This window comes from Halosolutus sp. YCN4, from assembly GCF_059736495.1.
This window is the reverse complement of record NZ_JCASSM010000004.1, coordinates 145,677-170,471: the sequence shown is the minus strand read 5'-3', so window position 1 is coordinate 170,471 and position 24,795 is coordinate 145,677. Positions and strand designations below refer to the sequence as shown.

The 24,795-nt window shown below is 66.1% G+C and carries 25 protein-coding genes; 22 read left to right on the top strand and 3 right to left on the bottom strand.

The window, feature by feature from the left end; all coding sequences use genetic code 11:
- Positions 1–5: 5 nt before the first annotated feature.
- The 19 genes from cobJ (at position 6) to AC6I6X_RS15435 (ending at position 19,732) form a co-directional block, all read left to right on the top strand.
- Positions 6–983: a precorrin-3B C(17)-methyltransferase gene (gene cobJ, locus AC6I6X_RS15525; protein WP_497931456.1), complete on the top strand. Its 978-nt coding sequence runs from the start codon at positions 6–8 to the stop codon at positions 981–983.
- Between the two features lie 23 nt (positions 984–1,006).
- Positions 1,007–1,273 (top strand): ferredoxin, encoded by a 267-nt coding sequence (locus AC6I6X_RS15520; protein WP_497931455.1) that lies wholly within the window; start codon positions 1,007–1,009, stop codon positions 1,271–1,273.
- Complete coding sequence (locus AC6I6X_RS15515; protein WP_497931454.1) at positions 1,270–2,007, top strand: cobalamin biosynthesis protein; 738 nt, start codon at positions 1,270–1,272, stop codon at positions 2,005–2,007. The genes AC6I6X_RS15520 and AC6I6X_RS15515 overlap by 4 nt, the downstream gene beginning before the upstream one ends.
- A gap of 19 nt (positions 2,008–2,026) precedes the next feature.
- Positions 2,027–3,253 carry a CbiX/SirB N-terminal domain-containing protein gene (locus AC6I6X_RS15510; protein ID WP_497931453.1) on the top strand — a complete coding sequence of 409 codons (1,227 nt, stop codon included), beginning with the start codon at positions 2,027–2,029 and terminating at the stop codon, positions 3,251–3,253.
- Between the two features lie 54 nt (positions 3,254–3,307).
- A complete protein-coding gene (locus AC6I6X_RS15505) occupies positions 3,308–3,679 on the top strand; it encodes a DUF3209 family protein (protein WP_497931452.1) in 372 nt (123 codons plus the stop codon).
- A gap of 2 nt (positions 3,680–3,681) precedes the next feature.
- Complete coding sequence (locus AC6I6X_RS15500) at positions 3,682–4,992, top strand: outer membrane protein assembly factor BamB family protein (RefSeq protein WP_497931450.1); 1,311 nt, start codon at positions 3,682–3,684, stop codon at positions 4,990–4,992.
- Between the two features lie 134 nt (positions 4,993–5,126).
- A complete protein-coding gene (locus AC6I6X_RS15495; RefSeq protein WP_497931449.1) occupies positions 5,127–6,326 on the top strand; it encodes a DNA primase in 1,200 nt (399 codons plus the stop codon).
- A gap of 2 nt (positions 6,327–6,328) precedes the next feature.
- Positions 6,329–6,847 carry a hypothetical protein gene (locus AC6I6X_RS15490; protein WP_497931448.1) on the top strand — a complete coding sequence of 173 codons (519 nt, stop codon included), beginning with the start codon at positions 6,329–6,331 and terminating at the stop codon, positions 6,845–6,847.
- A 53-nt stretch (positions 6,848–6,900) separates the two neighbouring features.
- Positions 6,901–7,743, top strand: coding sequence for a hypothetical protein (locus AC6I6X_RS15485; RefSeq protein WP_497931447.1), 843 nt, complete (start codon positions 6,901–6,903; stop codon positions 7,741–7,743).
- Between the two features lie 42 nt (positions 7,744–7,785).
- The gene (locus tag AC6I6X_RS15480; RefSeq protein ID WP_497931446.1) at positions 7,786–8,625 is read left to right on the top strand and encodes a hypothetical protein; all 840 of its coding nucleotides are present in this window, start codon (positions 7,786–7,788) and stop codon (positions 8,623–8,625) included.
- Positions 8,626–8,693: 68 nt separating this feature from the next.
- The gene (locus AC6I6X_RS15475; protein WP_497931445.1) at positions 8,694–9,170 is read left to right on the top strand and encodes a DUF2299 family protein; all 477 of its coding nucleotides are present in this window, start codon (positions 8,694–8,696) and stop codon (positions 9,168–9,170) included.
- Positions 9,171–9,278: 108 nt separating this feature from the next.
- A complete protein-coding gene (locus AC6I6X_RS15470; RefSeq protein WP_497931444.1) occupies positions 9,279–9,704 on the top strand; it encodes a universal stress protein in 426 nt (141 codons plus the stop codon).
- 78 nt (positions 9,705–9,782) lie between these two features.
- Entirely contained in the window at positions 9,783–10,283 is a 501-nt protein-coding gene (locus tag AC6I6X_RS15465; RefSeq protein ID WP_497931443.1) for a universal stress protein, read from the top strand.
- Positions 10,284–10,420: 137 nt separating this feature from the next.
- The gene (gene acs / locus AC6I6X_RS15460; protein ID WP_497931442.1) at positions 10,421–12,415 is read left to right on the top strand and encodes an acetate--CoA ligase; all 1,995 of its coding nucleotides are present in this window, start codon (positions 10,421–10,423) and stop codon (positions 12,413–12,415) included.
- A gap of 132 nt (positions 12,416–12,547) precedes the next feature.
- Positions 12,548–14,758, top strand: coding sequence for a bacterio-opsin activator domain-containing protein (locus AC6I6X_RS15455; protein WP_497931441.1), 2,211 nt, complete (start codon positions 12,548–12,550; stop codon positions 14,756–14,758).
- Between the two features lie 311 nt (positions 14,759–15,069).
- Positions 15,070–17,046, top strand: coding sequence for an acetate--CoA ligase (gene acs / locus AC6I6X_RS15450; RefSeq protein WP_497931440.1), 1,977 nt, complete (start codon positions 15,070–15,072; stop codon positions 17,044–17,046).
- Positions 17,047–17,102: 56 nt separating this feature from the next.
- Positions 17,103–17,558 (top strand): DUF4212 domain-containing protein, encoded by a 456-nt coding sequence (locus AC6I6X_RS15445; RefSeq protein WP_497931439.1) that lies wholly within the window; start codon positions 17,103–17,105, stop codon positions 17,556–17,558.
- Complete coding sequence (locus AC6I6X_RS15440) at positions 17,555–19,267, top strand: VC_2705 family sodium/solute symporter (protein ID WP_497931438.1); 1,713 nt, start codon at positions 17,555–17,557, stop codon at positions 19,265–19,267. Before AC6I6X_RS15445 ends, AC6I6X_RS15440 begins: the two co-directional genes overlap by 4 nt.
- A 3-nt stretch (positions 19,268–19,270) precedes the next feature.
- Positions 19,271–19,732, top strand: a complete 462-nt coding sequence (locus tag AC6I6X_RS15435; protein WP_497931437.1) for a universal stress protein — start codon at positions 19,271–19,273, stop codon at positions 19,730–19,732.
- 109 nt (positions 19,733–19,841) lie between these two features.
- Here the strand turns inward: AC6I6X_RS15435 and AC6I6X_RS15430 are convergent, their stop codons facing one another.
- Both AC6I6X_RS15430 and AC6I6X_RS15425 read right to left on the bottom strand, forming a co-directional pair.
- Entirely contained in the window at positions 19,842–20,066 is a 225-nt protein-coding gene (locus AC6I6X_RS15430) for a DUF8119 family protein (RefSeq protein ID WP_497931436.1), read from the bottom strand.
- Positions 20,067–20,255: 189 nt separating this feature from the next.
- Positions 20,256–20,741, bottom strand: a complete 486-nt coding sequence (locus tag AC6I6X_RS15425) for a cupin domain-containing protein (RefSeq protein ID WP_497931435.1) — start codon at positions 20,739–20,741, stop codon at positions 20,256–20,258.
- A 114-nt stretch (positions 20,742–20,855) separates the two neighbouring features.
- Between AC6I6X_RS15425 and AC6I6X_RS15420 the strand changes: the two genes are divergently transcribed.
- Together AC6I6X_RS15420 and trkA are read left to right on the top strand one after the other, a co-directional pair.
- Positions 20,856–21,416 carry a tRNA (cytidine(56)-2'-O)-methyltransferase gene (locus tag AC6I6X_RS15420; protein ID WP_497931434.1) on the top strand — a complete coding sequence of 187 codons (561 nt, stop codon included), beginning with the start codon at positions 20,856–20,858 and terminating at the stop codon, positions 21,414–21,416.
- A 90-nt stretch (positions 21,417–21,506) separates the two neighbouring features.
- Positions 21,507–22,841 (top strand): Trk system potassium transporter TrkA, encoded by a 1,335-nt coding sequence (gene trkA / locus AC6I6X_RS15415; protein WP_497931433.1) that lies wholly within the window; start codon positions 21,507–21,509, stop codon positions 22,839–22,841.
- 54 nt (positions 22,842–22,895) lie between these two features.
- Here trkA and AC6I6X_RS15410 read toward each other — a convergent pair whose 3' ends face one another.
- Positions 22,896–23,144: a hypothetical protein gene (locus AC6I6X_RS15410; RefSeq protein WP_497931432.1), complete on the bottom strand. Its 249-nt coding sequence runs from the start codon at positions 23,142–23,144 to the stop codon at positions 22,896–22,898.
- 112 nt (positions 23,145–23,256) lie between these two features.
- Here AC6I6X_RS15410 and AC6I6X_RS15405 point away from each other — a divergent pair, with 112 nt between their 5' ends.
- Positions 23,257–24,795, top strand: a complete 1,539-nt coding sequence (locus tag AC6I6X_RS15405) for a TrkH family potassium uptake protein (protein ID WP_497931863.1) — start codon at positions 23,257–23,259, stop codon at positions 24,793–24,795.

Sequence of the window (24,795 nt, the reverse complement as noted above, 5' to 3'; positions counted from 1 at the left end):
CAGCCATGAGCACGGACACCGACGCAGACGCCGACGACGAATCGACTTCCAAGTGTGGCGCATCGAGCAGCAGCGGCGACTCCTCGAGTAGTTCCAAATGCGGTGGTTCCTCGAGTACCTCGTCATCCTCGAGCAAGTGCGGCGCCTCGAACTCCAACGACGACTCGACCGAACAGGAGGTCGGCGCGACGATCGAGGACTTCGACGCGGACCCCGGCCAGTTGACGGCCGTCGGGCTCGGCCCCGGTCACCCGGAGGGGATGACCGAGCGCGCCAAGACCGCCCTGCTCGAGGCCGACCACATCGTCGGCTACACGACCTACATCGAACTCGTTCCGGACGAGATCACCGAGGCGGCCGACGAGATCTACGACACGCCGATGTGCGGGGAAGTATCCCGGACCGAGGAGGCGATCGATCGCGCGCTCGCGGGCAACGACGTCGCCATCGTCGGCAGCGGCGATCCGAACGTCTACGCGCTCGCGGGGCTGGCACTCGAGATTCTCGAGTCCAAGGGTGCGACGGCGTCGATGGTCGAGTTCGACGTGGTGCCGGGCGTCCCGGCGGCCCAGTCCTGTGCGGCCCGGCTCGGCGCACCGCTGGTGAACGACACCGTCTCGGTCTCGCTGTCGGACCACCTCGTCCCGATGCCCGAGATCGAGTCGCGACTGCACGCGGTCGCGAGCGAGAACTTCACGATCACGATCTACAACCCCTGGAGTCGCAAGCGTCGGGAGAACTTCGAGAAGGCCTGCGAGATCCTGCTGACGCATCGCGATCCCGACACGCCGGTCGGCATCGTCCACGGCGCCGGCCGCGAGGACGAACAGGTGCTGATCACCGAACTCGGCGAACTCGAAGCGCTAGGCGAACACGAGATCGTCGACATGACGACGACGATCGTCGTCGGCACCGAGGACACCTACGTCTGGGACGATCGGATGGTCACGCCGCGCGGCTACGAGACGAAGTACGACTACTGAGCGAAATTCGGAGGATATCCACAATGCCACGATACGAAGTCACCATCGAGAAGGACGCCTGCGACGGTATCTTCGCCTGCCTGACCCGGGATCCGCGGTTCGTCGAGGGCACGGACGGCCTCGCGACGATCGACCCCGGCGCAGACCCGGTGTACGACTGCGAGGGAGCGGTCACGGACACCGCGGAGCGCGTCGTCGCGACGTTCGACGACGATCGGATCGACGAGGCGAGACAGGCCGCGGCGGCGTGTCCGACGGACGCGATCGTCGTCGAGGAGGTGGGCGAATGAGCGACGCGGCGTCGCCGATCGACGACGAGGCGACCGGAATCGAGATCGAGGTGCCGGCCGACCCACTCGCGGGTCACCCCGCGACGGCGTACTTCTGGGGCCACGTCGCCGGAAGCGGGACGGTCAGCGACGCGGGCATCGAAGTCGTCACGAACGACGAGTCGTCCGCACAGGTGCTCGCGGCGATCGCGGGCGGTGAACTCGAGCACCGGACCACCAGTCGCGAGTACGCCCACGACGCGTCGATCACCCGGACCGAGGACGAGTACACGCTCTCGATCGAGGCCGGGGACGCCGACGGCGAGGACGACCCGCGCCTCCTCGGACGACGCGGAGCGATCGGCCTCCCCGTCGACGGCCGCGATAACTACCGGTTCGGCGCGTTCTCGGCGTACGATCGGGAACTGATCCGTGGGCTGCTCGAGGGCTGCGGAACGATCTGTTTCAAGTCCTCGAGCGCCAGCGTGGGAATCTCGTTCGTCCACGACGATCGCGACCTGCTCGCGTTCGTGCAGGATGCGATCGCCGACTGTCCGGTCGATGTCCCCACTGGATCGCTCTCGGAGACCTCCTCGGGCGGCTACTGGTTCGGCGTCGACGACGACGCCGCGCCCGCGTTCGGCACGTGGCTCTACGAGGACTGCGAGGAGACGGGCCTGTTCGCCCCGAGTCGCCGACGCAAACTCGAGCGGAGCCTCGAACAGGCCGCGGCGTACGACGAGCCCCAGCGGTAATCCACGCATACGAGACACGATGAGCACACCCGACAACACACCGTCCACGACGGCCTTCGACGACGAGGCAGTCCTCCTGGTGGGACACGGCTCCCGCCGGGAGAAGTCGAACGAGCAGGTCCGGGACCTGGCTGCCGACCTCGAGTCCCGACTGGGCATTCCGGTCGACGCGGCGTTCCTCGAACTCGCGGACCCGGCGCTCGACGAGGCGTTCGCCGAACTCGCGACGGTCGTCTCGCGAGTCACGGTCGTTCACTGCTCGCTGTTCGCCGCGAGCCACGTCAAGAACGACGTCCCGCTGGCGATCGAACAGGCCCGCGCGGCCCACGACGTCGAGATCACCAACGGCTCGCACCTGGGGATTCACCCGGCGATCGTCGACCTGCTCGACGATCGGGCCGCCGCGGTCGAGCGCGAACTCGGCGTCGATCGGGAGACCGACGACGTCGCCGTCGTCCTCTGCGGGCGCGGATCGAGCGATCCGGACGCAAACGGCGACGTCCACAAACTGGCCCGGCTGCTGTACGAGGGACGGGCGTTCGATCGTGTCGAGGCCTCGTTCGTCGGCGTCACGGAGCCGACGCTGGAGGAGTCCCTCCACGGACTCGCGAAACACCGGCCCGACGCGGTCGTCGTCCTGCCGTACATGCTCGGGGACGGCGTCCTCACGGGGCGCGTCCGCGACTGGACCGCAGCGTTCGACGACGACTATCCCTACGTCGATGCGCTGGCGGGCGACCCGCTCGGGACCGACTCGCGGCTGCTCGACGTCTTCGCCGATCGGTGGCAGGAGGCCCGGACGGGAAGCGTCGAGATGTCCTGTGACACCTGCAAGTACAAGGTCGATCTCGAGGGCTACGAGGAGGACGTCGGTGGCGCACGGGCGATGCTCCGCGCGCTCACCCACCAGGGGGCCCACGCCGATCGGGACGACGTCGACGACGAGCCGCACAGTCACGACGGGCCCGCGAAACACGTCGCGGTGTGTACGAACCGGACCTGTGCCGAGATGGGGTCCCCGGCGGTGATCGAACGGCTTCGCCAGGCGGCCCGCGACTCGGACCACTGCGACGCCCGGATCACCCGATCGTCCTGTCTCGGCCGCTGCGGTGACGGCCCGATGGTCGCCGTCTATCCCGACGGGATCTGGTACGGCGACGTCGACCGCGACGACGCCGAGCGGATCGTCGCCGACCACCTCGATCGCGATCGGATCGTCAGCGACCTCGTCGATCGGACGCTGTAGTATCGCATCGCTTCCCGAACACACGACGACCGATACGACTCACCACGAACACGCATGAGCTGTCACGAAATCGAAGCGCTACGACTCGGACTGATGACCGTCCTCGGCGTCGGGGACGAGAGCACCCGCGAACACGCGGAGAAAGAACTCGCGGGCCACCTGGAGGGACCGATCGAGGGGCTCGCGAACGCCGAGAGCCTCGTCGAACTCCAGCGCCATCTCGACGCGGCGCTGGTCGACCTGGAGGAAACAGTCGCGACGATGGATCGCGAGGATCCGGCCTACGACTACACCCGCGGCCGTCTGCTCGAGGTTCGTAACGCCGAGCGCGCGGTCCAGCGACTCACTGCGCAGGGAGAGAGCATCGTCGACGGCCTCGGCGAGGCGCACGACACCCTCCACGAAACGTTCCCCGTAGAGGAGTGAGAATGGTGAGTTCCGAATCCGACACCGATACACGAGCCGATCGAAACGGCGAGTTCCGGCAAATCACCCTCGGCGAGATAGAGACCGCCCGGAGTCGCCACATGTGGACCCGATCGGCCGTCCACGTCACCGGCGACCTCGTCCTCACGGGACAGTGGGACGGCACCGTCACCGCGTTCGACGCCGACTCCCTCAAGACGCGGTGGACGGCTTCCCACCCGGATCACGCGGTCGGGATCGCGACGCTCGGGGACGGGTCCGGGACGGGGAGCGGCACCGACGCCGACACGATCGTCGTCGCCGGCCGCGGCGAGACGGGGGCGATCGCGGCCTACGACGCCGAAACCGGGAACCAGCAGTGGCGCTACGACGCCGCGGCCGACGTCGGCGACCCCGTTACGGACTCCGTGTTCTACCTGCCGTACGTCGTCGCGATCGAGACCGGCGACACGGACGCGGGCGACGAACGGCTCTACGCCGCGACCCGTCGGTACGAACGGGACGGCGAGGACCGGCGCTGGTACAGCACCGTCCTCGCGTTCGACCCCGACGGTACCGTTCGCTGGCGGTACGAGACCGACGCCTCGCCGATCGCGATCGACCTCGCCGCCGACGGAGACCGGCTGGCTGTCGGCTACAACCGCTGTCTGGGTGATCACGATCACGGCCTCGTCGTCCTCGACGCGGCGACCGGCGACCCGGAATGGACGTGGGATCCCGGGACGCCGGGCGATCGGCGCGTCGGCGACGTCTCGTTCGACGGCGATCGACTCGCCGTCGCGAGCCACGGCGACAAGCGCGGCTACCTGCTCGGGCCGGGCGGTGCCGAGCGCTGGTGGGTCAATCTCGCGGTGGAGACCGAGATCGACGGGGAGACGCTGTACGCCTACCCGAACCACGTCTCCGCGAGCGACGGTCGCGTCGCCTTCGTGACCGGCAACACCTACGCCGAGGAGAGCCGCGAAACCGAGAATCGGCACCCGAACGAACACCGCGTCGCGACCGTCGACGTCGACGGTGACCTCCTGTGGGACGACGCGGTTCGCGGCTTCGTCCACGGACTCGAGGCCGCCGACGGGACGATCGTCGCGCCCTGCGCGCAGAACTTCCGGGTCCGGGATCCCGGGACCCACGCCGTCCGCTGGTTCGATCGGGAGACGGACACCGGCGGCGTCGAGGGGTTCGACGGGATCGCGACCGCCGCCGCCATCGCGGACGGGACGATCGCCGCGATCGAGGAACCCGTCGAGTACCACGACGAGGGCGAGACGCGCGGCGAGTACGCCGTTCACGTCGGATCGATCGACGGGTAACTGCCCGTTCGATCGACGCCGGCGTTCGCTCCCGAGCGCCGGGCCGTCGATCGCGTCCGGTTGTCGGTTCTGTTCGTAGTCGCACACGCAAGGGAAACCACCACAACGCTGTCTCCCATCTGTTTTCCCGAATAATGACAGCGGGATTAGGAGATGATGGCGACGAGGAGTGTTCGGATCCCGTAGTGGTCGAATCCTCCTCGAGCCGTCACGATGCGGCCGATCGACGGGCCCAGTCATCCCGACGTGTGATGACCGACGGCGGGCAGGCACAGGCCGAACCCCGGGCGGACGACGAGAGCGAGGCAAACGCCGAAGAGGAGGCAGAGGACGATGGTGAGGCTGACGCCGGGGAAGAGACAGAAGGGACCGAAGAGGAGGCTGAAAAAGAGTCAACAGAGGCCGAGGAAGAGGCCGAAGAAGAGTCAGGAGAGGCCGAGGAAGAGGCCGAAGAAGAGTCAGGAGAGGCCGAGGAAGAGGGGGAAGACGAAGCTGAAGAAGAAGCCGAAGCGGGACTGGACGCAACTGGAGACCTCGTCGAAGACGATCGCGCTGAGGGCCACGCCGACGACGCCGAAACCGTGTACGAGGGTGACGACGCCTCCGGCGTCCTGCACCTCGATCTCGACGGCCTGTTCCTGGACCTGCTCGGGCTCGAGGTCAACCTGAACCCGGTCACCCTCGACGTCTCGGCCCGGCCCGGGGGTGGAAATTTGCTCGGGAACTTGCTGTCCTCGGTGACGGGCCTGCTGGACGGCCCGAGTGCGCTGCTGGACAAGGTGACGTCGTTGCTGGGGAAGCCACTGGAGTGGCTCGGCTCCCTGACGGACAAGCTGAAGTCGATACTCGGCAAGCCCAGGGAGTGGCTCGGCTCCCTGTCGGAGCGGGTAAAGAGCGGGCTCAGCGATCTGGTCCGTAAACCCGGGGCCTTCCTCAGGAGCCTCTTCAGTCGGGGTGAGACAGAAGCGGTCGAAGAGGAAGCGGCGGAAGAGCCTGCGGCGGAAGAACCGGCCGAAGAAGAACCAGCCGAGGAAGCGGAGGCCGAGGAAGAACCGACCGAGGAAGCGGAGGCCGAGGAAGAACCGACCGAGGAAGCGGAGGCCGAACCCGGACGGATCGCCTCGGCGGCCCAGTGGGTCCGATCGAAACTGTCGGGCGCGGCGGGCTGGCTGAAGGAGAAACTCGTCGGTCTCGTCCCGGGACTCCCGGTCGAGGAGGTCATCGCGACGATCGTTCGGAGCGTGATCCAGCAACTCCTCGAGCAACTCGAGCCGGAGGGTGACCGCGACGAGGCGGATGCACAGGAGCGAGAAGGCGCGCCGGCGGAGACATAACAATGAGTCAGGAAACCGAATCGATGACCCAGCGGATCGACTACGAATCGATCACCGAGAACATCAACCTCAACGAGTTGATCGAGGGAACCCAGTGGGAGGACCAGATCGACGAAGACGAACCACTCGGAGAGGCCCTCGGTGCCATGATCGGCGCGGTCGTCGGGCGCAAGCTCGGCGAAACCCTCGGCCGATCGATCGGACACCTCGTCGTCGAGGAACTCTTCGGGAAGAAAGACGAGGCGGAGGAGGAAGAAGCCGCCGAGGAAGCGGAGGAAGAAGAAGCAGTCGAGGAAGCGGAGGAAGAAGAAGCAGTCGAGGAAGCGGAGGAAGACGAAGAAGCCGCCGAGGAAGCAGAAGAAGCGGCCGACGAAGAAGGAGCCGAGGAGGCAGAGGGTGAAGAGACAGAAGGCGAGGGCGAAGAAGCCGAAGCCGAAGCCGAGACGGACGAAGACACTGCCGACGAGAGTGACGAAACGGAGGCCGAAGACGACGGCGATGACAGCGACGAGGAGGACTAGTCACGTGACGACGACTCGTTCCATCGACGATCGATCGACGCGAGGTGACGCGGATGAGTGACGAGGCCGGGCTGACGGAGGCCGTCACCGACGAGGTCACGAATCAGGTCGGCGTCGCCGAACTGCTCGGCGATGGCGAACTCGAGGACGAGATCGACGGCGACGAGATCGGGGCGGCAGTCGGCCGCCGGTTCGGCGAGCGGATCGGTCGGGAACTGGGCGGTTCGATCGGCCGCGAGGTCCACGAGGCGCTCGCCCAGGGTGTCGAGGAGGAAAAGGACCTCTCGGAGCTTCGATCCGACGTCACGTCGGGAGTCAGGGAGGGGTTCGGTGACGCCCTGGACCAACTCGGCGGGCGGGGGGCCCTCGAATCGCTGGCCGGGTCGGTCACCGACGGGGGTCGACTGGGAGGCCTGCTCGATCGCGACGAGGCCGGCGGCGAGTCGGCGATCGAAGACGAGGAGGCGGCTGGGGAGGACGAAACGGCAGAAGAAGAGGAGGAAGCGGCAAAGGAAGGCGAAGAAGAGGCAGAGGAGGAGACGCTAGAGGAAGACGAGGAGGCGGTTGAAGAGAAAGAAGAAGAGGACGAAGCGGCAGAAGGCGAGGAAGCGGCCGAGGAGGCCGACGAGGACGAATCCGATTCCGAACCGTCGGTCGAAGACCTCGAGGATCTCAGGCGGGAGACGCTGGCGGACTTCCTCGGGGTGATGTCCTACCAGGACCTCCAGTCGATCGCCAAGGACGTCGACGTCAAGGCGAATCTGAGTCGGGAGGAGATGACCGACGAGATCATCGAGACGGTGACGGGCGACGACGGGGCGACGGCGGGCGATGACGAGGCGCCGGCGGATGAGGACGGAGAGTCTGCGGACGAGGCGACCCAGGAAGCGGAGTAACCACCACAGTCGACGATCGTGGTCCGACGGACAAGCAAACACATGAGCGAAAATCTATCCGAACGCGTCGACGAACTGCTGACCGAGGCCGACGCCGCGAGCAAGGCGGCCCTCTCTCACGAGCGCGCGGACTCGGAGGAGCCGTCGCTCGACGAGACCGTCCGTGAAGCGAGCGAGATCGTCGACTCGGCCGATCCGCAGGACCTGCTCGCCGCGGTCGGTCTCGACACGCTTCCCGACGGCTCCGAACCGGACACGATCCCCGACGCGATCGCGCGGGGCGATCCGGAGCGAGTGGCCGATCTCGAGCGGGTACTGCACCTCGCGAACCTGGCCGATCGGACCGGCGACGGCGACCTCGACGACGCGGTCGGGAGCCTCAGGGAGGCGATCGAGTCGGGGGGCGGAACTTCGGAGTCGTCAAAGGGCGAGGCCGGGGACGAACCCGGCGACGAAGCCGGGGCGGAGGCGGAGTCCGAGGGCGAACCCGGGTCCGGAGACGAGGATACGGACGATCTCGAGGACCGGATCCGATCGACCCTGTCCGATCGGGTGGCGGACTTCGGCGACGACGTCTCGTCGCTCCAGGAGCAACTGGAAGCGGCGATTGGCGAGGCGTCCGGTGACGAGACTGACGAGGCGACGTCGGCGGACGACGAAGTCGAGGAGACGACGACCGAAGCGGAGGAGACCGCAGATGCCGAGACCGCGGACGAAGGCGGAGTCCTCGGGACGGACGAGGACGGCCTTCTCGGCGCGGACCAGGACCTTCGGAGCGGGTCGAGCGGGTCCTCGAGACACTCCACGATGGCGCCGCCGCCATCTGAGCGAGCGGACATGCGCGCCGTCAGGCGCCACTCGACGATGCCGAAGAAGAACTGAGGAACCCGATCGCGACGGCAGGATACCGCGCGCTGAAGCCTTATTCTCGTATCGGTCGTGGCACTCCTATGTCGAGACACGTCAGCGAGAAACAGGTCCGCGATTGGCTGGACGACACGGCAATCAGGGACGTCACGCGCCACGCGGACGAGGACACCGAGTTCAACTTCCAGATCGAACTCTCGCGGCTGCCGGTACACGTGATCAAAGAGGAACCGTTCGGACCGGTTCGGATCGTCGGTCGAAGCGGGTTCGACACCGATCGCGCGAGGGATCTGCTCCGGGACGATCGACGACGGAGCGAATTACTGGAGTACGTCGGACCGATGCTCGCGTCGACGCCGGGGTTCTACACGTTTCTCGATCCCGAGGGTACGGCCTGCCAGTTGCGGGACGCCGAGACGGTACAGGTCGAGTACCGGATCTATCCCGACGGGGCGAGTCAGCAGCGCTTGATGGACGGCGTCATGTCGATCGCGACGAGCATGCGGTACGTCCAGAACGTCGTTGCAGCAGTGTCTGCGGACGAGGAAATCGACGCTTAGAGGACTTCGACCGGGCGAACACCAGACTACTGGCTCGTTGCGGGTCGATCGGGAGCGTCACCACTATCGGGTGTGGGAGTTTAGTGTCGGGGCCCCCTCTCGTCGGGTATGTACGACGGGATCCTCGTCGCCACGGACGGTAGCGACGCCGCGATGAACGCGACCGAGCACGCGATCGAACTCGCGACACGATTCGACGCCGCCCTGTTCGGCATCGCCGTCGTCGAGACCCGGACGGCCTACGACAACGCGATCGTCGACCCCGAGGAAGCAGAACGCGCGCTTCGCGAGCAGGCGGCGGAATCGATCGCAGCCGTCGAGGCCGCCGCCAGCGAGGCGGGCATCGGCGTCGAGACGACGATTCGATCGGGCGTTCCCCACGAGGAGATCGTCGACTACGCGGCAGATCGTGACGTCGACGTCATCGTCGTGGGGGCGGAGGGTCGATCGAACCTCAGGCGGGCACTGCTCGGGAGTACCGTCGACGGCGTCGTCAGGTTCGCCGATCGGCCGGTGCTCGTCGTTGGAAATTAAAAACGTGTTCTCTGTTCTTAAATTCGTTCGAGAGGGGGAGGGCGAACATTTACCACCGCTCTCGTTAGAGATAACGCCATGACACTCCTCGTCCCCTTCGACGGCTCGGAACTGGCGACGAACGCGCTCGAGAAAGCGTCGACCTTCGGCGACCTGCTCGACGAAGACGTCGTCGTGCTGACAGTAATCCCCGACGATGCGGATTACGCCGTGGAACGGGGCTGGATCACTCAAGGCGAACCGTTCGCGTCGGAGCGGATCGAGTCGGGACTTCGATCGCGAGCTAAAGAGGTCGCGCCGGAGGCGACGGTCCGGGTCGAGCGGGTCAGTTCCGACGAACCGACGGCGACGGCGACGACGAACGTCGTCCGGGAGATCCGACGCGTCGCTGCCGAGGTCGAGGCCTCCGTCGTGTTCATCGGCTCCGAAAACGCCGGATCGGTGATCGCACCGCAGTCGAGCGTCGGGAGCCCAGTTGCGAACGACCACCGGTACGACGTCTACGTCGTTCGTCGCCCCTCCGACGAGATCGACCCCAACGAAATCTCGGACATCGACTCGACGGGGGACCAGTTCTAACCGAACGGTCGGCGAACGGGTTCGGTGAACGCACCCGATCGGTCGGGGCGTCCGACGGTCACTCCGCGGACCGGGTGCCGATTTCGCATCGCTGGAGGAACGTTTATTCGTCTGACCGTCCTCGATTCGGACGATACATGGACGATCGGAACGGGTGGGGTCGGCAGCGACCCGCCCCCACCGGGTCGCCTCGAAATCCGTCCCCGTCGTTCGTCGACCAGGCGAACGTGACGGACGACCGGATCCACGAGGAGTTCGACGAGCCGGCAGGCTGGGAGCAGGCTGCCGATCTACTCACCTGGGACGAACCGTACGACACCGTCCTCGAGGACGAGGGCGCCCCGTTTTACCGCTGGTTCACCGGCGGGAAACTGAACGCATCGTACAACTGTCTCGATCGGCACATCGAGGCCGGGCGAAAGACCCACACCGCCATCAGGTGGGAGGGCAAACGCGGCGAACGCGAGACCTACACCTATCAGGACCTGTTCGTTGAGGTCAACGAACTCGCGGCGGCACTGGGGGAACTCGGCGTCGGGGAGGACGACGTCGTGACGATCTACCTGCCGATGATCCCGGAACTCCCGATCGCGATGCTGGCCTGTGCCCGGATCGGGGCGCCTCACAGCGTCGTCTTCGCCGGGCTGTCGGCCGACGCGCTCGCCACCCGGATGGACGCCGCCGACAGCGAGTACCTGCTTACCTGCGACGGCTACTACCGCCGCGGCGACGCGTTCAACCAGAAGAGCAAGGTCGACAACGCCCGGATCGCGCTCGACCACGACGTCCAGACGGTCGTCGTCGATCGACTCGGCGACGACCTCCCCCACGTGCTCGGTGAGGGCGAACGGGACTACCACGATCTCTGCGCGGAGTTCACCGGCGAGACCGTCGATCCGGTGTCCCGCGACGCCGAGGACATGCTGTTCCTGATGTACACCTCCGGGACGACCGGCGAGCCGAAAGGCGTCGTCCACAGTACGGGCGGCTACCTCGCCCACGTCGCCTGGACGAGCCACGCCGTCCTGGACGTCAAACCCGAGGACACCTACTGGTGTGCGGCCGACATCGGCTGGATCACGGGCCACTCCTATATCGTCTACGGCCCGCTCGCGCTGGGCACGACGACTGTGATGTACGAGGGGACCCCCGACTACCCCGATCGGGACCGGCTCTGGGAGATCGTCGATCGGAACGCCGTCGACGTGTTCTACACCGCGCCGACGGCGATTCGGGCATTCATGAAGTGGGGCGAGGAGTATCCCGAACAGCACGATCTCTCCTCCCTGCGGCTGCTCGGCACCGTCGGAGAGCCGATCAGTCCGCGACCGTGGGAGTGGTATCACGAGCACATCGGTAACGGGGCGTGTCCGATCGTCGATACGTGGTGGCAGACCGAGACGGGAGCCATCACGGTCTCGACGCTCCCCGGCGTCGACGAGATGAAACCCGGCGCTGCGGGGCCGGCCCTGCCGGGAATCGACGCCCGCGTCGTCGACGACTCGGGATCGGAGGTCCCACCGGGCGAACCCGGCTACCTCGTCCTCGCCCGACCGTGGCCGGGGATGGCCCGGACGCTGTACGACGGCGACGATCGGTTCATCGAGGAGTACTGGACCCGGTTCTCGGATCCCGAGACGGACCGGTGGTGGTACGAGAGCGGCGACGCGGCCCGGATCGACGAGGACGGCTACATCACCGTGCTGGGCCGGGTCGACGACGTGATCAACGTGTCGGGACGACGGCTGAGCACGATGGAGATCGAGTCCGTGATCGCCGACGTCACCGGCGTCGCCGAAGCCGCCGTCGTCGGTCGCACGACCGGGGCCGGCGACACCGAAATCTGTGCGTACGTGAGCACTGAGAGCGGTTCGGACGCCGACGGGGCGGTCCGCCGATCGATTCTCGAGAACATCGAATCCACGATCGGTACGATCGCCCGGCCCGCGGCGGTGGTGTTCACCCCGGAACTCCCCAAGACGCGATCGGGCAAGATCATGCGCCGTCTGCTCGAGGACGTCGCGAACGACGAGGAACTGGGCGACACGAGTGCGCTTCGGAACCCGGAGATCGTCGGCGAGATCCAGGCCGAAATCGGCGACGAGGGCGACGGGAACGTACGCGACTCGTAACGTTTCGCAATTTCTACGCTGGCGAAATCCCGTTCCCGCCATCGACCGTCGTCGTACTCGCAACTCTCGCGCAGACGGAAACGAGAGGCGATACAGTTATGTTCGCGTCACCAGAATGACCGAACCAGACCCATGAGTCTCGAGGGGATGACGGGGGCCGTGCTCCGGCGGCGGGAGTACGAATCGCTTCTGGACGCCGCGGAGACCTACCGCGAGGCGCTGGTGATCCGGCTCTGTGGGGACGTCGGACTCCGGCCGGCCGAACTGACGCGGCTCACGATCGACGACGTCGAGCAGGTCCGGATCGATCCGCCCCGGTACCTCGTCCGGGTGCCGTCCGACGATGACAGCGGGGGCCGGACCGCGTACCTGCCGACTCGCGTCGAACGCGAACTGAAACGGTACGCCCGGAGTAACGACCTCTCCGCCGACGATCGGATTTTCACCGTGACGCCGCGTCGGCTCCAGATGCTGGTCTCGGACGTCGCCGATCGGGCGAGCGACCTGTTCGACGACCCCGGCCTCGGCGACGTCTCCACGAGCGACCTCCGACAGTACTTCGCCCACACCGCGCTGGTCGACCACGACGTGAACCCCCGCGTCGTCAAGAGTGCGGGCGGCTGGCGCAGTTTCGAAGCCCTCGAGTCCTACCTGCCCGAGCCGACGGATACCGAGATCGTCGACGCCTTCGACGCCGTCGAGGGTCCCTCCGGTCCCCGATCGAGTGACCACCGGTCCGGTCCCGCGGTGAGCGACGACAGCGTCGTTCGACTGTTACTTGCCGCCAGCGACCGCTACGCCCTCGTGCGCCTCGACGCCGACGGCTACGTCGAACGCTGGAACCGCAGCGCGGCCGCGATGTTCGGCTACCGGGCCGGCGAGATCGTCGGGACCCACGTCTCGACGTTCTACACCGACGACGCCGTCGAGGACGGCGTTCCGGAACGGACGCTCTCGACGGCGCTCGACGAGTCGGGCTGCGAAACCGCCGGCTGGCGCGTCCACAAGGACGGCTCGCAGTTCCACGCGACCGAGGTCGTCTCGCCGCTTCGAAACGACCAGGGTCGCCACCGCGGGTTCGCCGTCTTCGTCCGCGACACGACGGCCGTCCACGAGGAACTCGAGGCCGTTCGCGAACGCCGGGACGAACTCGATCGGCGCTACGCGGTCTCGCGGCGACACCGGGTTGTGACCGACGCGTTGCTCGAGTCGACCGACCACGAGGAGGTCGAGACGGCCACGTGTGTCGCACTCGCCGACGGACGGGCCTACGAGTTCGCCTGGATCGACCGGGCGACCATGTCGGATCGCCGCCGGAAGTGGCGCGCGTCCAGCGGAATCGACCCCGGCGTCGTCGATCGAGTCGTTCCGGACGAGTGGCGCAGGGACGGATCGACGGCTGGGATCGGTCGATCCGACCCGGGAGTCGACGAATCCGGAGACGGAGCGGTGACCGTCGCGGACGATATCGAAGCGACCCTCGAGGACGGCACGTTCGAGGGCGCCGTCGCGAGAGTCCCCCTCACCTACGGCGACACCGTCTACGGGACGCTCTCGGTCGCGAGCGAGCGATCGGGGGCGTTCGACGACGACGAACGGGCGTGGCTCGAGACGATCGGCCGGCAGGTCGGCTACGCGATCGCCGCGATCCGCCGGCGGAACCTCCTGCTGTCCGATCGCGTCATCGAACTCGAGGTCGCCTGTCGCGACGGTCGATCGTTCTTCGTCGATGCCTCGCGCAAACTCGGATGCCGGTTCGAACTCGACTCGCTGGTTCCGATCGAGGAGTCGACGCAGCTTTACTACGTCCGACTCGAGGGGGCGTCGCCGGCCGACGTCTTCGACCTCGCGGACGCTGCGCCCGGAATCGACGACTGCCGGCTGATCGAGACCGACGAGGACGGCTGGCGCGTCGAGTTCGTCATCGAGAGTTCCTGCCCGATCGTCACGCTCACCGAGTACGGGGTGACCGTCCACGAGGCGGTCTTCGAGGGCGGATCGGCGACGATCACCGGCGACTGCGCGGCCGACGCCGACGTCCGGACGATTCTCGACGGCCTTCGCTCTACGTTCCCGGACTCCGAACTGGTGGGGAAACGCGAGGCCGAGCGAACCGTCCAGACGGCACGCGAGTTCCGGGAGGGACTCGAGGATCGGCTGACGGACCGCCAGGAGGCCGCGCTTCGAGCGGCCTATTTCGGCGGCTACTACGACTGGCCCCGGGAGAGCACGGCCGAGGAAGTCGCCGACGCGATGGGGGTTTCCTCCCCGACGTTACACAACCACCTCCGGAAGGGGCAACACGAGTTGCTCCGGACCTTCTTCGACGATCCGGACGAGTAGCGTCGACTGACTGGACGGCCGCCGGCGATCACGACGAGGTGCACACGAAGCGATCGCGATCGATCCGGTACTATATCTCTAGATATTTCGTCCGAACCGTTTGAAATCACGGACGGTTCGCCACGCAGTCGACGCGGACCGTCCGGTGATGGTCCGCCGCGCCGTCGATACCCGGGCAAAACGGCCGTCGAAACCGGCTATCATGTCTTAAAACAGTCAATATATGCTAGGTACTCCTCCGAGAATCGGGTCGATTTTGTACAACTAGAGGCCGGCTTTACTAAGTGGGTACTCGATTGATTGGCTGTACCATGTCACAGGACAACGCCGATCTCGAGGCACGACTCGAGGAGCAGGAGGCTTTCGAGCCGCCCGAGTCGTTCGTCGAGCAGGCAAACGTCACTGATCCGGGGGTATACGAGGAGTTCGAGGAGAACTGGCCGGAGTGCTGGGAGCAGGCCGCCGACCTGCTCAGTTGGGACGAGGAGTACGACACCGTCCTCGAGGACGGGAACGCACCGTTCTACGAGTGGTTCACCGGCGGCGAACTCAACGCGTCGTACAACTGTCTCGACCGGCACATCGAGGACGGTGCCGGCGACAGCGTAGCGATCGAGTGGGAGGGTGAACTCGGCGAGACGCGGACGTACACCTACGACGAACTGTTGGACGAGGTCGAGGACTTCGCAGCGACCCTGCGGGACCTCGGCGTCGAGGAGGACGACGTCGTCACGCTGTACATGCCGATGATTCCCGAGTTGCCGATCGCGATGCTGGCCTGTGCCCGCATCGGCGCACCGCACTCGGTCGTCTTCGCCGGCTTCTCGGCGGACGCGCTCGCGACGCGGATGAACTCTGCGGACAGCGAGTACCTCGTCACCTGCGACGGCTACTACCGCCGCGGCGACGCGCTCGATCACATCTCGAAGGCCAACGAGGGTCTCGAGGGCGTCGACCACGAGGTGTCCGACGTAGTGGTCGTCGATCGGCTGGGCGACGACTTAGAGCACGACCTCGCGGACAACCAGCACGACTACGACGAGCTGGTGGCCGAGCACGAGGGGGCGACGGTCGAACCGGTCTCGCGGGACGCCGAGGACATGCTGTTCCTGATGTACACGTCGGGAACGACCGGCAAGCCGAAGGGGGTCAAGCACACCACCGGCGGCTACCTCGCGTACACCGCCTGGACGAGCCACGCCGTGCTGGACATCGAGGCCGACGACACCTACTGGTGCTCGGCGGACATCGGCTGGATCACCGGCCACTCCTACATCGTCTACGGCCCGCTCGCGCTGGGCACGACGTCGGTGATGTACGAGGGAACGCCGGACTACCCCGACAAGGATCGCCTCTGGGAGATCGTCGAGAAGAACGAGGTCGACATCTTCTACACCGCACCGACGGCGATCCGGGCGTTCATGAAGTGGGGCGCCGAGTACACGGAGAATCACGACCTCTCCTCGCTGCGACTGCTCGGCACCGTCGGGGAGCCGATCAACCCGCGCGCGTGGAAGTGGTACTACAAGCACATCGGCAACGAGGAGTGCCCGATCGTCGACACCTGGTGGCAGACCGAGACCGGGGGCATGATGATCACCACGCTGCCGGGTGTCAATACCATGAAACCCGGCTCCGCGGGGCCGCCGCTACCGGGCATCGACGCGCGCGTCGTCGACGCGCAGGGTGAGGAGGTCGACGCCGGCCAGGCCGGCTACGTCACGGTCAACAACCCGTGGCCGGGCATGCTCCGGACGCTGTACAACAACGACGACCGGTTCATCGAGGAGTACTGGCAGGAGTACTCCGACGAGGAGGCCGACGAGTGGGTCTACTTCCCCGAGGACGGGGCCAAGATCGACGATGACGGCTACATCACCATCCTCGGCCGGGTCGACGACGTGATCAACGTCTCCGGCCACCGGCTCGGGACGATGGAGATCGAGTCGGCCGTCGTCGGCGTCGAGGGAATCGCCGAAGCCGCCGTCGTCGGCGGCGACCACGAGGTCAAGGGCGAAGCGGTGTACGTCTACGCGATCCCCGAAGACGGCTACGAGGGCGACGAGGAACTCGAGGAGCGGGCCGCCGAGGGCATCCTCGACTCGATCGGGCCGATCGCCAAGCCCGAGGAAGTGATCTTCACGCCCGAACTGCCCAAGACGCGATCGGGCAAGATCATGCGCCGGCTGCTCGAGGACATCGCGAGCGGGAACGAACTCGGAAACACCTCGACGCTTCGCAACCCCGAGGTCGTCGACGACATCGCGGAGCAGGTCGAGACAGAGTAGTCGTCCTCAACCTATTTATAGGATCCACACAGAACAGAACTATCACGATTCGAAATATGACAGACAATAACACTCAGAACACGAAGGAGGAATCGAGTGAACTCCAGACGGACGGAGGCCTCTCGGAAGTCGAGCGGGAGAAGCAAATCGACTATCTGGACGTCGAGATCAACCTACTGAAGCCCCAGACCCCGTTCATGCGGGACCACAACCGGGTCATCCTGACCGGGTTCGCGATCTGGATCCTCAGCACGTTCGGGCCGATTACGGCGACCCGGCTCGCACCGGGCGTGATGACGTCGACGATGCCGGTTCTCGGATTCCCGCTTCACTACTTCCTGATCGCGGTCGGCGGACCGGGCGGCGCACTCTTGCTGTCGGTCTGGTACGTCCGAAAGCGCGACAAGATCGACGAAAAGTACGACATCGAACAGTTCGCGGCGGCCGACGTGGAGCGAACGGACACCGGCAGCCAGGAACCCGCGGCAACTGACGGAGGTGTCGATCGATGAGCGGGCTCGCAGTGGCCAACGCGCTCGTTGGGAACGTGCTGGTACCGCTCCAGGCCGACCAGGAACTGCTTCCCGAGGGACTGAACATCGGGTTCAAGCCCCTTCCGGCGATCATCGTCATCGCGATGATGACGCTGTTCCTGGTGGCCGGCTACTTCTACAAGGTCGCCGACACCACGGACATGTGGGTCGCCGGCCGCTCGATCGGGAACGTCGAAAACGGGATGGCTATCGGATCCAACTGGATGTCGGCGGCGTCCTATCTCGGGATGGCCGCGCTCATCGCGTTGTCGGGCGTCTACGGCCTGGCGTTCGTCGTCGGCTGGACGACCGGCTACTTCGTCCTGTTGATCTTCCTGGCCGCCCAGATGCGACGGTTCGGGAAGTACACCGCACCGGACTTCATCGGCGATCGATTCAATTCCGATGCCGCCCGCGCCATCGCGGCGATCACGACGTTCCTCATCGGGTTCGTCTACGCGCTCGGACAGGCTCGCGGGATGGGTCTGGTCGGCCTGTACATCCTCGGCGACCCCGGGATTCCGGGACTGAGCGGCTACCAGGCGATGATGATCATCTTCATGGTCATCACGATCGCGTACCTCTCGCTGTCGGGGATGCTCGGGGCGACGAAAACGATGGTCCTCCAGTACGTCATCCTCATCAGCGCGTTCCTGATCGGGCTGCTGGCGACCGGTCTCGCGGGAGACTACTCGACGATACTGCCCCAGCTCGAGTACGGCCAACTGGTCACCGAACTCAGCAGCGAGTTCTACGAACCGTTTGCCGGCGGCAGCTACTACCTGTGGATCGCGACGGCGTTCAGCCTGATCTTCGGGACCTGCGGCCTGCCGCACGTGCTGGTTCGCTTCTACACGGTCGAGAACGAGCGAACCGCCCGCTGGTCGTGCACCTGGGGACTGTTCTTCATCTCCCTGCTGTACCTGTCCGCGCCCGCGTACGCGGCGTTCGGTACCGACCTCTACGCACAGGAGGTCGGCCCCGTCTACGGTGACAACGGTATGAGCGGAGCCGCGGGTGACGTCATCGTCGTGCTGGCGACGCAGCTGGCCGGCCTGCCGACCTGGCTCGTCGGCTTCGTCGCGGCAGGCGGTATCGCCGCGGCGGTCGCGACGGTCGCCGGCCTGTTCATCGCCGGTTCCTCGGCGATCTCGCACGACATCTACGCGAACATTATCAACCCCGACGCGACCCAGCGACAGCAGGTCCTCGTCGGCCGGCTGAGCATCATCGCGCTCGGCGTGCTGACGATCCTGTTCTCGCTCGACCCTGCGCAGCCGATCGCCGCACTGGTCGGCTTCGCGTTCTCGCTGGCAGCCATCGTGCTGTTCCCGATGTTCTTCCTCGGTCTCTGGTGGGAGAACACGAACCGGCAGGGTGCGCTCGCCGGGATGAGCAGCGGATTAATCCTCTGGCTCATCCCGATGTTCAACGAGGGCCACTTCGGTCCCGGCATCGGGATTGACGTCCTCGCGACCTGGATGCCCGCGATCGGCTCAGCCCTGATCGGCGTGCCGCTCGTGTTCGCCATCACCATCGCGGTTTCGCTGGTCACCGACGAACCGCCGCTCGAGACGAAGCAGATGGTTCGGCAGTGTCACAGCCCGGAACCGATGCCGAAGGACAAGACGGCGGCCGACGTCGTCGCCGAGAGAAACAGCGGCGGACCATCACCTGCGGACGACTGAGCCATGTACGAACGCATACTCATCCCCACGGACGGAAGCGACGTAGCGGAACTGGCGGTCGACCACGCGATCGATATCGCGGAACGATACGACTCGGAGATACACGCGCTGTACGTCGTCGACACCGACGCCGTCGCGTACAGCCTCGGGACGGAACAGGTCGATCGCCTTCGGCAGGGTAACTTCGAAGGCATGACGGAACTCCGTGACGACGCGGAAGCCGCGACCGGCTCGGTCCGCGAACAGGCGGAGGCCCGCGGCCTCTCGGTGGTCGAACACTACTCGGGCGGCCGACCACACGACATGATCGCCACCTACGCCGACGACAACGACATCGACCTCGTCGTCATGGGCAGCCACGGTCGCGCCGGCGTCAAGCGCGCCCTGCTCGGGAGCGTCACCGAACGGACGCTGCGATCGACGCACGTCCCGGTGCTCGTCGTCGACGCACAGCGAAACGAGTAACGACGGTCGCCGATCGGTTTTTTATTGCGCCCGCGTCGATCCGTCGAGCGCCAGCCGAGCGCTCCGATTCGCCGTACTCGTCGGGTGGAGAACCGGCAGCCGCGAGCGTTCACTCGGATTCGCGCCACTTGCGCGCCAGTTCGAGGTTCCAGACGAACGCGTAGTACGCGGCGATACCCGAGAGCATCAGCAGGTAATACGCCCACGTTGGCCCCGTCACGACGCGAAAGAGGAGGTCGACGATCGACACCCAGACGATCGCGAACAGCAGATCCGTGAGCATTCCCCAGCGCTCCTCGCGGGCGGTTTCGAGCCAGTCGCCGATACCGCTCATCGATCGCTCACCCGTCGAACCACGTGTTTGGCCATCGTGTACGAATTTTTCCGGCACCTGAAAAAGCCTGTCGGCGCCCGCGGTCGTCCCGGTTGTCCGGCGAGGACCTGGCGCATCGGGATCGATCGACGATCGTGGCGCGTCGTGTCCCGATCGTCGGGCTCCCGGTCGCACGGAATCGTCGACCGACTACTCCCAGTAGTCGACGTCGTCGTCGATCCGGTAGTACCCCTCGAGCGATCGCTCGTCCCGCCCGCCGGGCGGGGAGCCGACGTAGACGCCGAACGTCTCCATCTCGGGGTAGACGGTGATATCGGGTTCGGTCATCGTCGAGACCATCAGGTACCGGAGCGGGTCGTCGCCGTCGTTGACGACCCGGTGGCCGCCGCTCTCGTCCGCCGGGAAAGTCACGTAGTCCCCGGCCGTCAGCGATTCCTCGCCGTCCGCGACCCTGAGCAGTCCCTGGCCGGACAGCACGTACATCGCCTCCTCGTTCGCCGTGTGGTAGTGGTACGGCCACGATCGACTCCCCGGCGGCAGTTCGTAGAGGCTACAGCCGAGGGCGTCGGCGTCGACCGCGTTCGCGAGTTCCTTGCGCCGGAAGGCGGTCTCGCCGTCCGTCTCGTCGCGATCGTACTCGTCCCAGTCGAGGGCGGATTCGTTGATCTTCTCCATAGTACACGGCATGTGAGAGCGGCTCAATAAGATCAGTGTCAGCATGGCCATCGATCTCCCGGAATCGAGGCCGAAAACGAAATTCCCTAACCTCCCGATCCAGTGGGTACCCTCATGCAGGAGTTTCCCGAGGTCGCCGTCCTTCGACTCGGCCACCGCCCCGGCCGGGACGAGCGAATGACGACCCACGTCGGGCTGACCGCGCGGGCGCTCGGGGCCGATCGGGCCGTCTTCCCCGACAACGCGGGCCAGTCCCACGAGACGGTCGCGGACATCACCGATCGGTTCGGCGGTCCGTTCGACGTCGAACTGACGGCGTCGCCGAAGGCGCTCATCCGAGACTGGGACGGCCGGATCGTCCACCTCACGATGTACGGCGAGCGCGTCCAGGACGTCGAGGGCGAGATCCGATCGGCCCACCGCGACGACAAGGACCCGCTCCTGGTCGTCGTCGGCGCGGAGAAGGTCCCCTTCGACGTCTACGAGGCGGCCGACTGGAACGTCGGCGTCACCAACCAACCCCACTCCGAGGTGGCCGGTCTCGCCGTCTTCCTCGATCGACTCTTCGAGGGCCGGGAACTCGACCGCGAGTGGGCGGACGCCGATCGGCGCGTGATCCCGATGGAGACGGGCAAGCGGGTCGAGTCGACCGATACGGACGGCGACGGGGTGTAGCGCCCCCTCTTAAGCCGTACAGTGATCGTGCGTAACGTATATCCCCCTTCTCGAAAAATCATCGATAATAATGACTCGCGAGGGATCGCCGTGCGCGTGATCGTCGTCGGTGCCGGCGAGGTCGGGCGCACGATCGCCGCCAACCTCGAGGACTCGCACGACGTCGTGATCGTCGATCGAGACGGCGACGTCGTCGACGAGCTGACCTACTCGCTGGACGTTCTGGCGATCGAAGGGGACGGGACGGATATCGAGACGCTCGAGGAGGCGGGCATCGAGTCCGCCGGGCTGGTCATCGCCTGTACGGACGACGACGAGACCAACCTCGTCGTCTGCGGGGCCGCAAAGACCAGAAGCGACGCGTTCACGATCGCCCGCGTCAAGCGCCGCACCCTGCTCGAGACCTGGCAGGGCTCCCAGGGCGCGTTCGGCGTGGACTTCATGGCCTGTACGGACCTGCTGACCGCCCAGGCGATCTTCCGGATTTCGGGCCTGGCCGCGGCCCAGGACGTCGAGATGTTCGCCGGCGGCCTGGTTCGAATGGCGGAGTTCGACATCGGGCCGGGAAGTCCCGTCGCAGACAAGACCGTCCGCGAGGCCGACCAGTACGACTCGCTGACGTTCGCCGGCATCTTCCGCAACGGGGAGATGATGGTCGCGACCGGCGAGACGATGATCCGCGCCGGCGACAGGGTGGTCGTGATCGGTAGTCCCGACTCCGTCAGTGGGTTCGCGACCGACATCGTCACGACCGAGTCGAACGGGTCCAAGGAGGTCGTCATCGTCGGGGCCAGCGAAATCGGCTTCCAGGTCGCCCGCCTGTTCGAGGAACAGGGCAATCGCCCGCGGCTGATCGAACGGGACCCAGATCGCGCCCGCGAGGTCGCGGAGAAACTCCCGAACACGATGGTGATGGAAAGCGACGCGACGGACGCGGAGTTTCTGGCCCGCGAACACGTCGACGAGGCCGACATCGTCGTCGCCGCCCTCGACAGCGACGAGAAGAACCTGCTCGTCTCGCTTCTGGCCCGCCGTCTCGGCGTCGATCGGACCGTCGCCGTCATCGAACACCCCGAGTACGCCGACGTCTTCGAGACCGTCGGGATCGACGTCGCGGTCAACCCGCGCGAGGAGACCGCCGAGGAAATCGTCCGCTTTACCCGCGCCGACCACACCGAGAAGGTGGCCATGCTCGAACACGATCGCGCCGAGGTGATCGAGATCGAGGCCAACATCAACAGCGTGCTGACGGGCCGACCGATCGCCGAGGCGACCGCCGACCTGCCCGACGGCGTCGTGATCGGGGCGATCTCTCGCGGCGGCGAACTCGTAACGCCCCGCGGAACGACGGTCGTCGAATCGGGCGACCACGTCGTGCTCTTCGTCGACGCGAGAGTCCTCGACGACGTCATCGACCTCATCTAAGCCGGCTACCGCATCACCGCCGATGCGACAGCGATCGGGTCGGCAGTGACGCGATCAGCGCCGCCACTCCCGGTTCCGGCTCGACTCCCGTTTGGCTCCCTCGACCGATCGCTCGAGGATTCTGTCCACTGCCCATACTACCCAGACGGACACCAGGAGAACGAACGCGACTATCTCGATCCGGACGATCGTTCCGCGCCAGACGGACAGGATGGCGGCCATCAGTCCGACCGCGATGACGACGACTCCGAACACGTCGACAAACGAACGCGGGTCGCGGACGCTGGGCAGTCGCACGGCCATGCGAACGCTACGAGACGAAGTCCTTTAGTCGTCTCCCCGAGTCGTCTGTCGACAGGATGACGGACGTGCGATCGTCGGGCGGAACGATGAGCTGCCAGTCGGCGGGGTGGGATTGATGGTGCGGATCGACTGGCGCGCGAGCGTCGCGCTCACCGGGACGATCCTGAAGTACCTCGCGCTGACGATGGTCGTCCCCCTGGTCGTCGCACTCGTCTACGGGGAGCACCTCCTCGAATTCGTCGCGACGATCGCGCTCACGATCGCGATCGGGCACGCGCTCGAACGACTCGATCCGGATCCGGATCTCCAGCCGCGGGAGGCGATGCTCCTGGTGGCCATCTCCTGGCTCGCCGTCGCGATCGTCGGTGCGATTCCGTACGTGCTGGCGGGGTACGGAACCGCGTCGGCCCTCTCGCACCCGATCGATGCCCTCTTCGAGTCGATGTCAGGGTTCACGACCACTGGCGCGACGGTCCTCGGGGAAATTTCGGTCGAGCGCCACTCCCACGCGATCATGATGTGGCGACAACTCACCCAGTGGCTGGGCGGGATGGGGATCATCGTCCTGATGATCGCCATCCTCCCCGAACTCGCGGTCAACGGGGCGCAGTTGATCCGCGCCGAGGCACCCGGGCCGGAACTCCAGAAACTCACGCCGAAGATCGCCGAGACGGCGCGGATCCTGTGGCTCGTCTACTTCGGCTTTACCGTCCTGTTGATCTGTCTGCTGTACGGGCTCCACCTCCTCGGGCTTGCCCCCGAGATGACGTTCTACAACGCAGTCGCCCACGGCTTTACGACCCTGCCGACCGGCGGGTTCTCCCCGGAGGCCGACAGCATCGCCGCGTTCTCGGCGATCGTCCAGTGGGTCATCATCCCGTTCATGGTCGTCGCGGGGACGAACTTCGCGCTGTTCTGGTACCTGCTCCGGGGCGAACCGCGGCGGTTCGTCCGGAACACGGAATTTCGAACCTACGCCGGTGCGATCGCAGTCCTGACGGGAATCCTCGGCACGCTCCTCTACGGCGGAGCGGCGCCGGCACTGGGGCCACTCGGCGGGACCACCGAAGGAACGATCGAACCGGCGCTCAGACAGGCCACGTTCCAGATCGTGTCGCTACTGAACTCGACGGGGTACGCGACGAGCGACTTCGCGGACTGGGAGACGAACGCCCAGGTGCTGCTCCTGTTCACGATGTTCATCGGCGGGAGCGCCGGGTCCACCGGCGGTGGCGTCAAAATAATCCGCTGGTTGATCGTCCTGAAGGTCGCCCATCGGGAACTGTTTACCGCCGCTCACCCCGAGGCGGTCCGGCCGATCAGGCTCGGCGGCTACGTGGTCGACGAGGACGCCGTTCGGGGCGTGCTCGGATTCACGTTCATCTACTTCCTCATCTTCGGACTCTCGACGGTTCTACTCGCGCTGGACGCCACCCGCGTCGGCTACGAGTTGACCGCACTCGAGGCGATCAGCGCGAGCATCGCGACGATCGGGAACATCGGGCCGGGTTTTGGCTCGCTGGGCCCGTTCGGAAGCTATCTCGAGTTCCCGTACACGTCAAAACTCCTGATGATCTTCCTCATGTGGATCGGCCGCCTCGAGATCATCCCCGCGCTCGTCGTGTTTACCGGGGCGTTCTGGCGGCGGTAA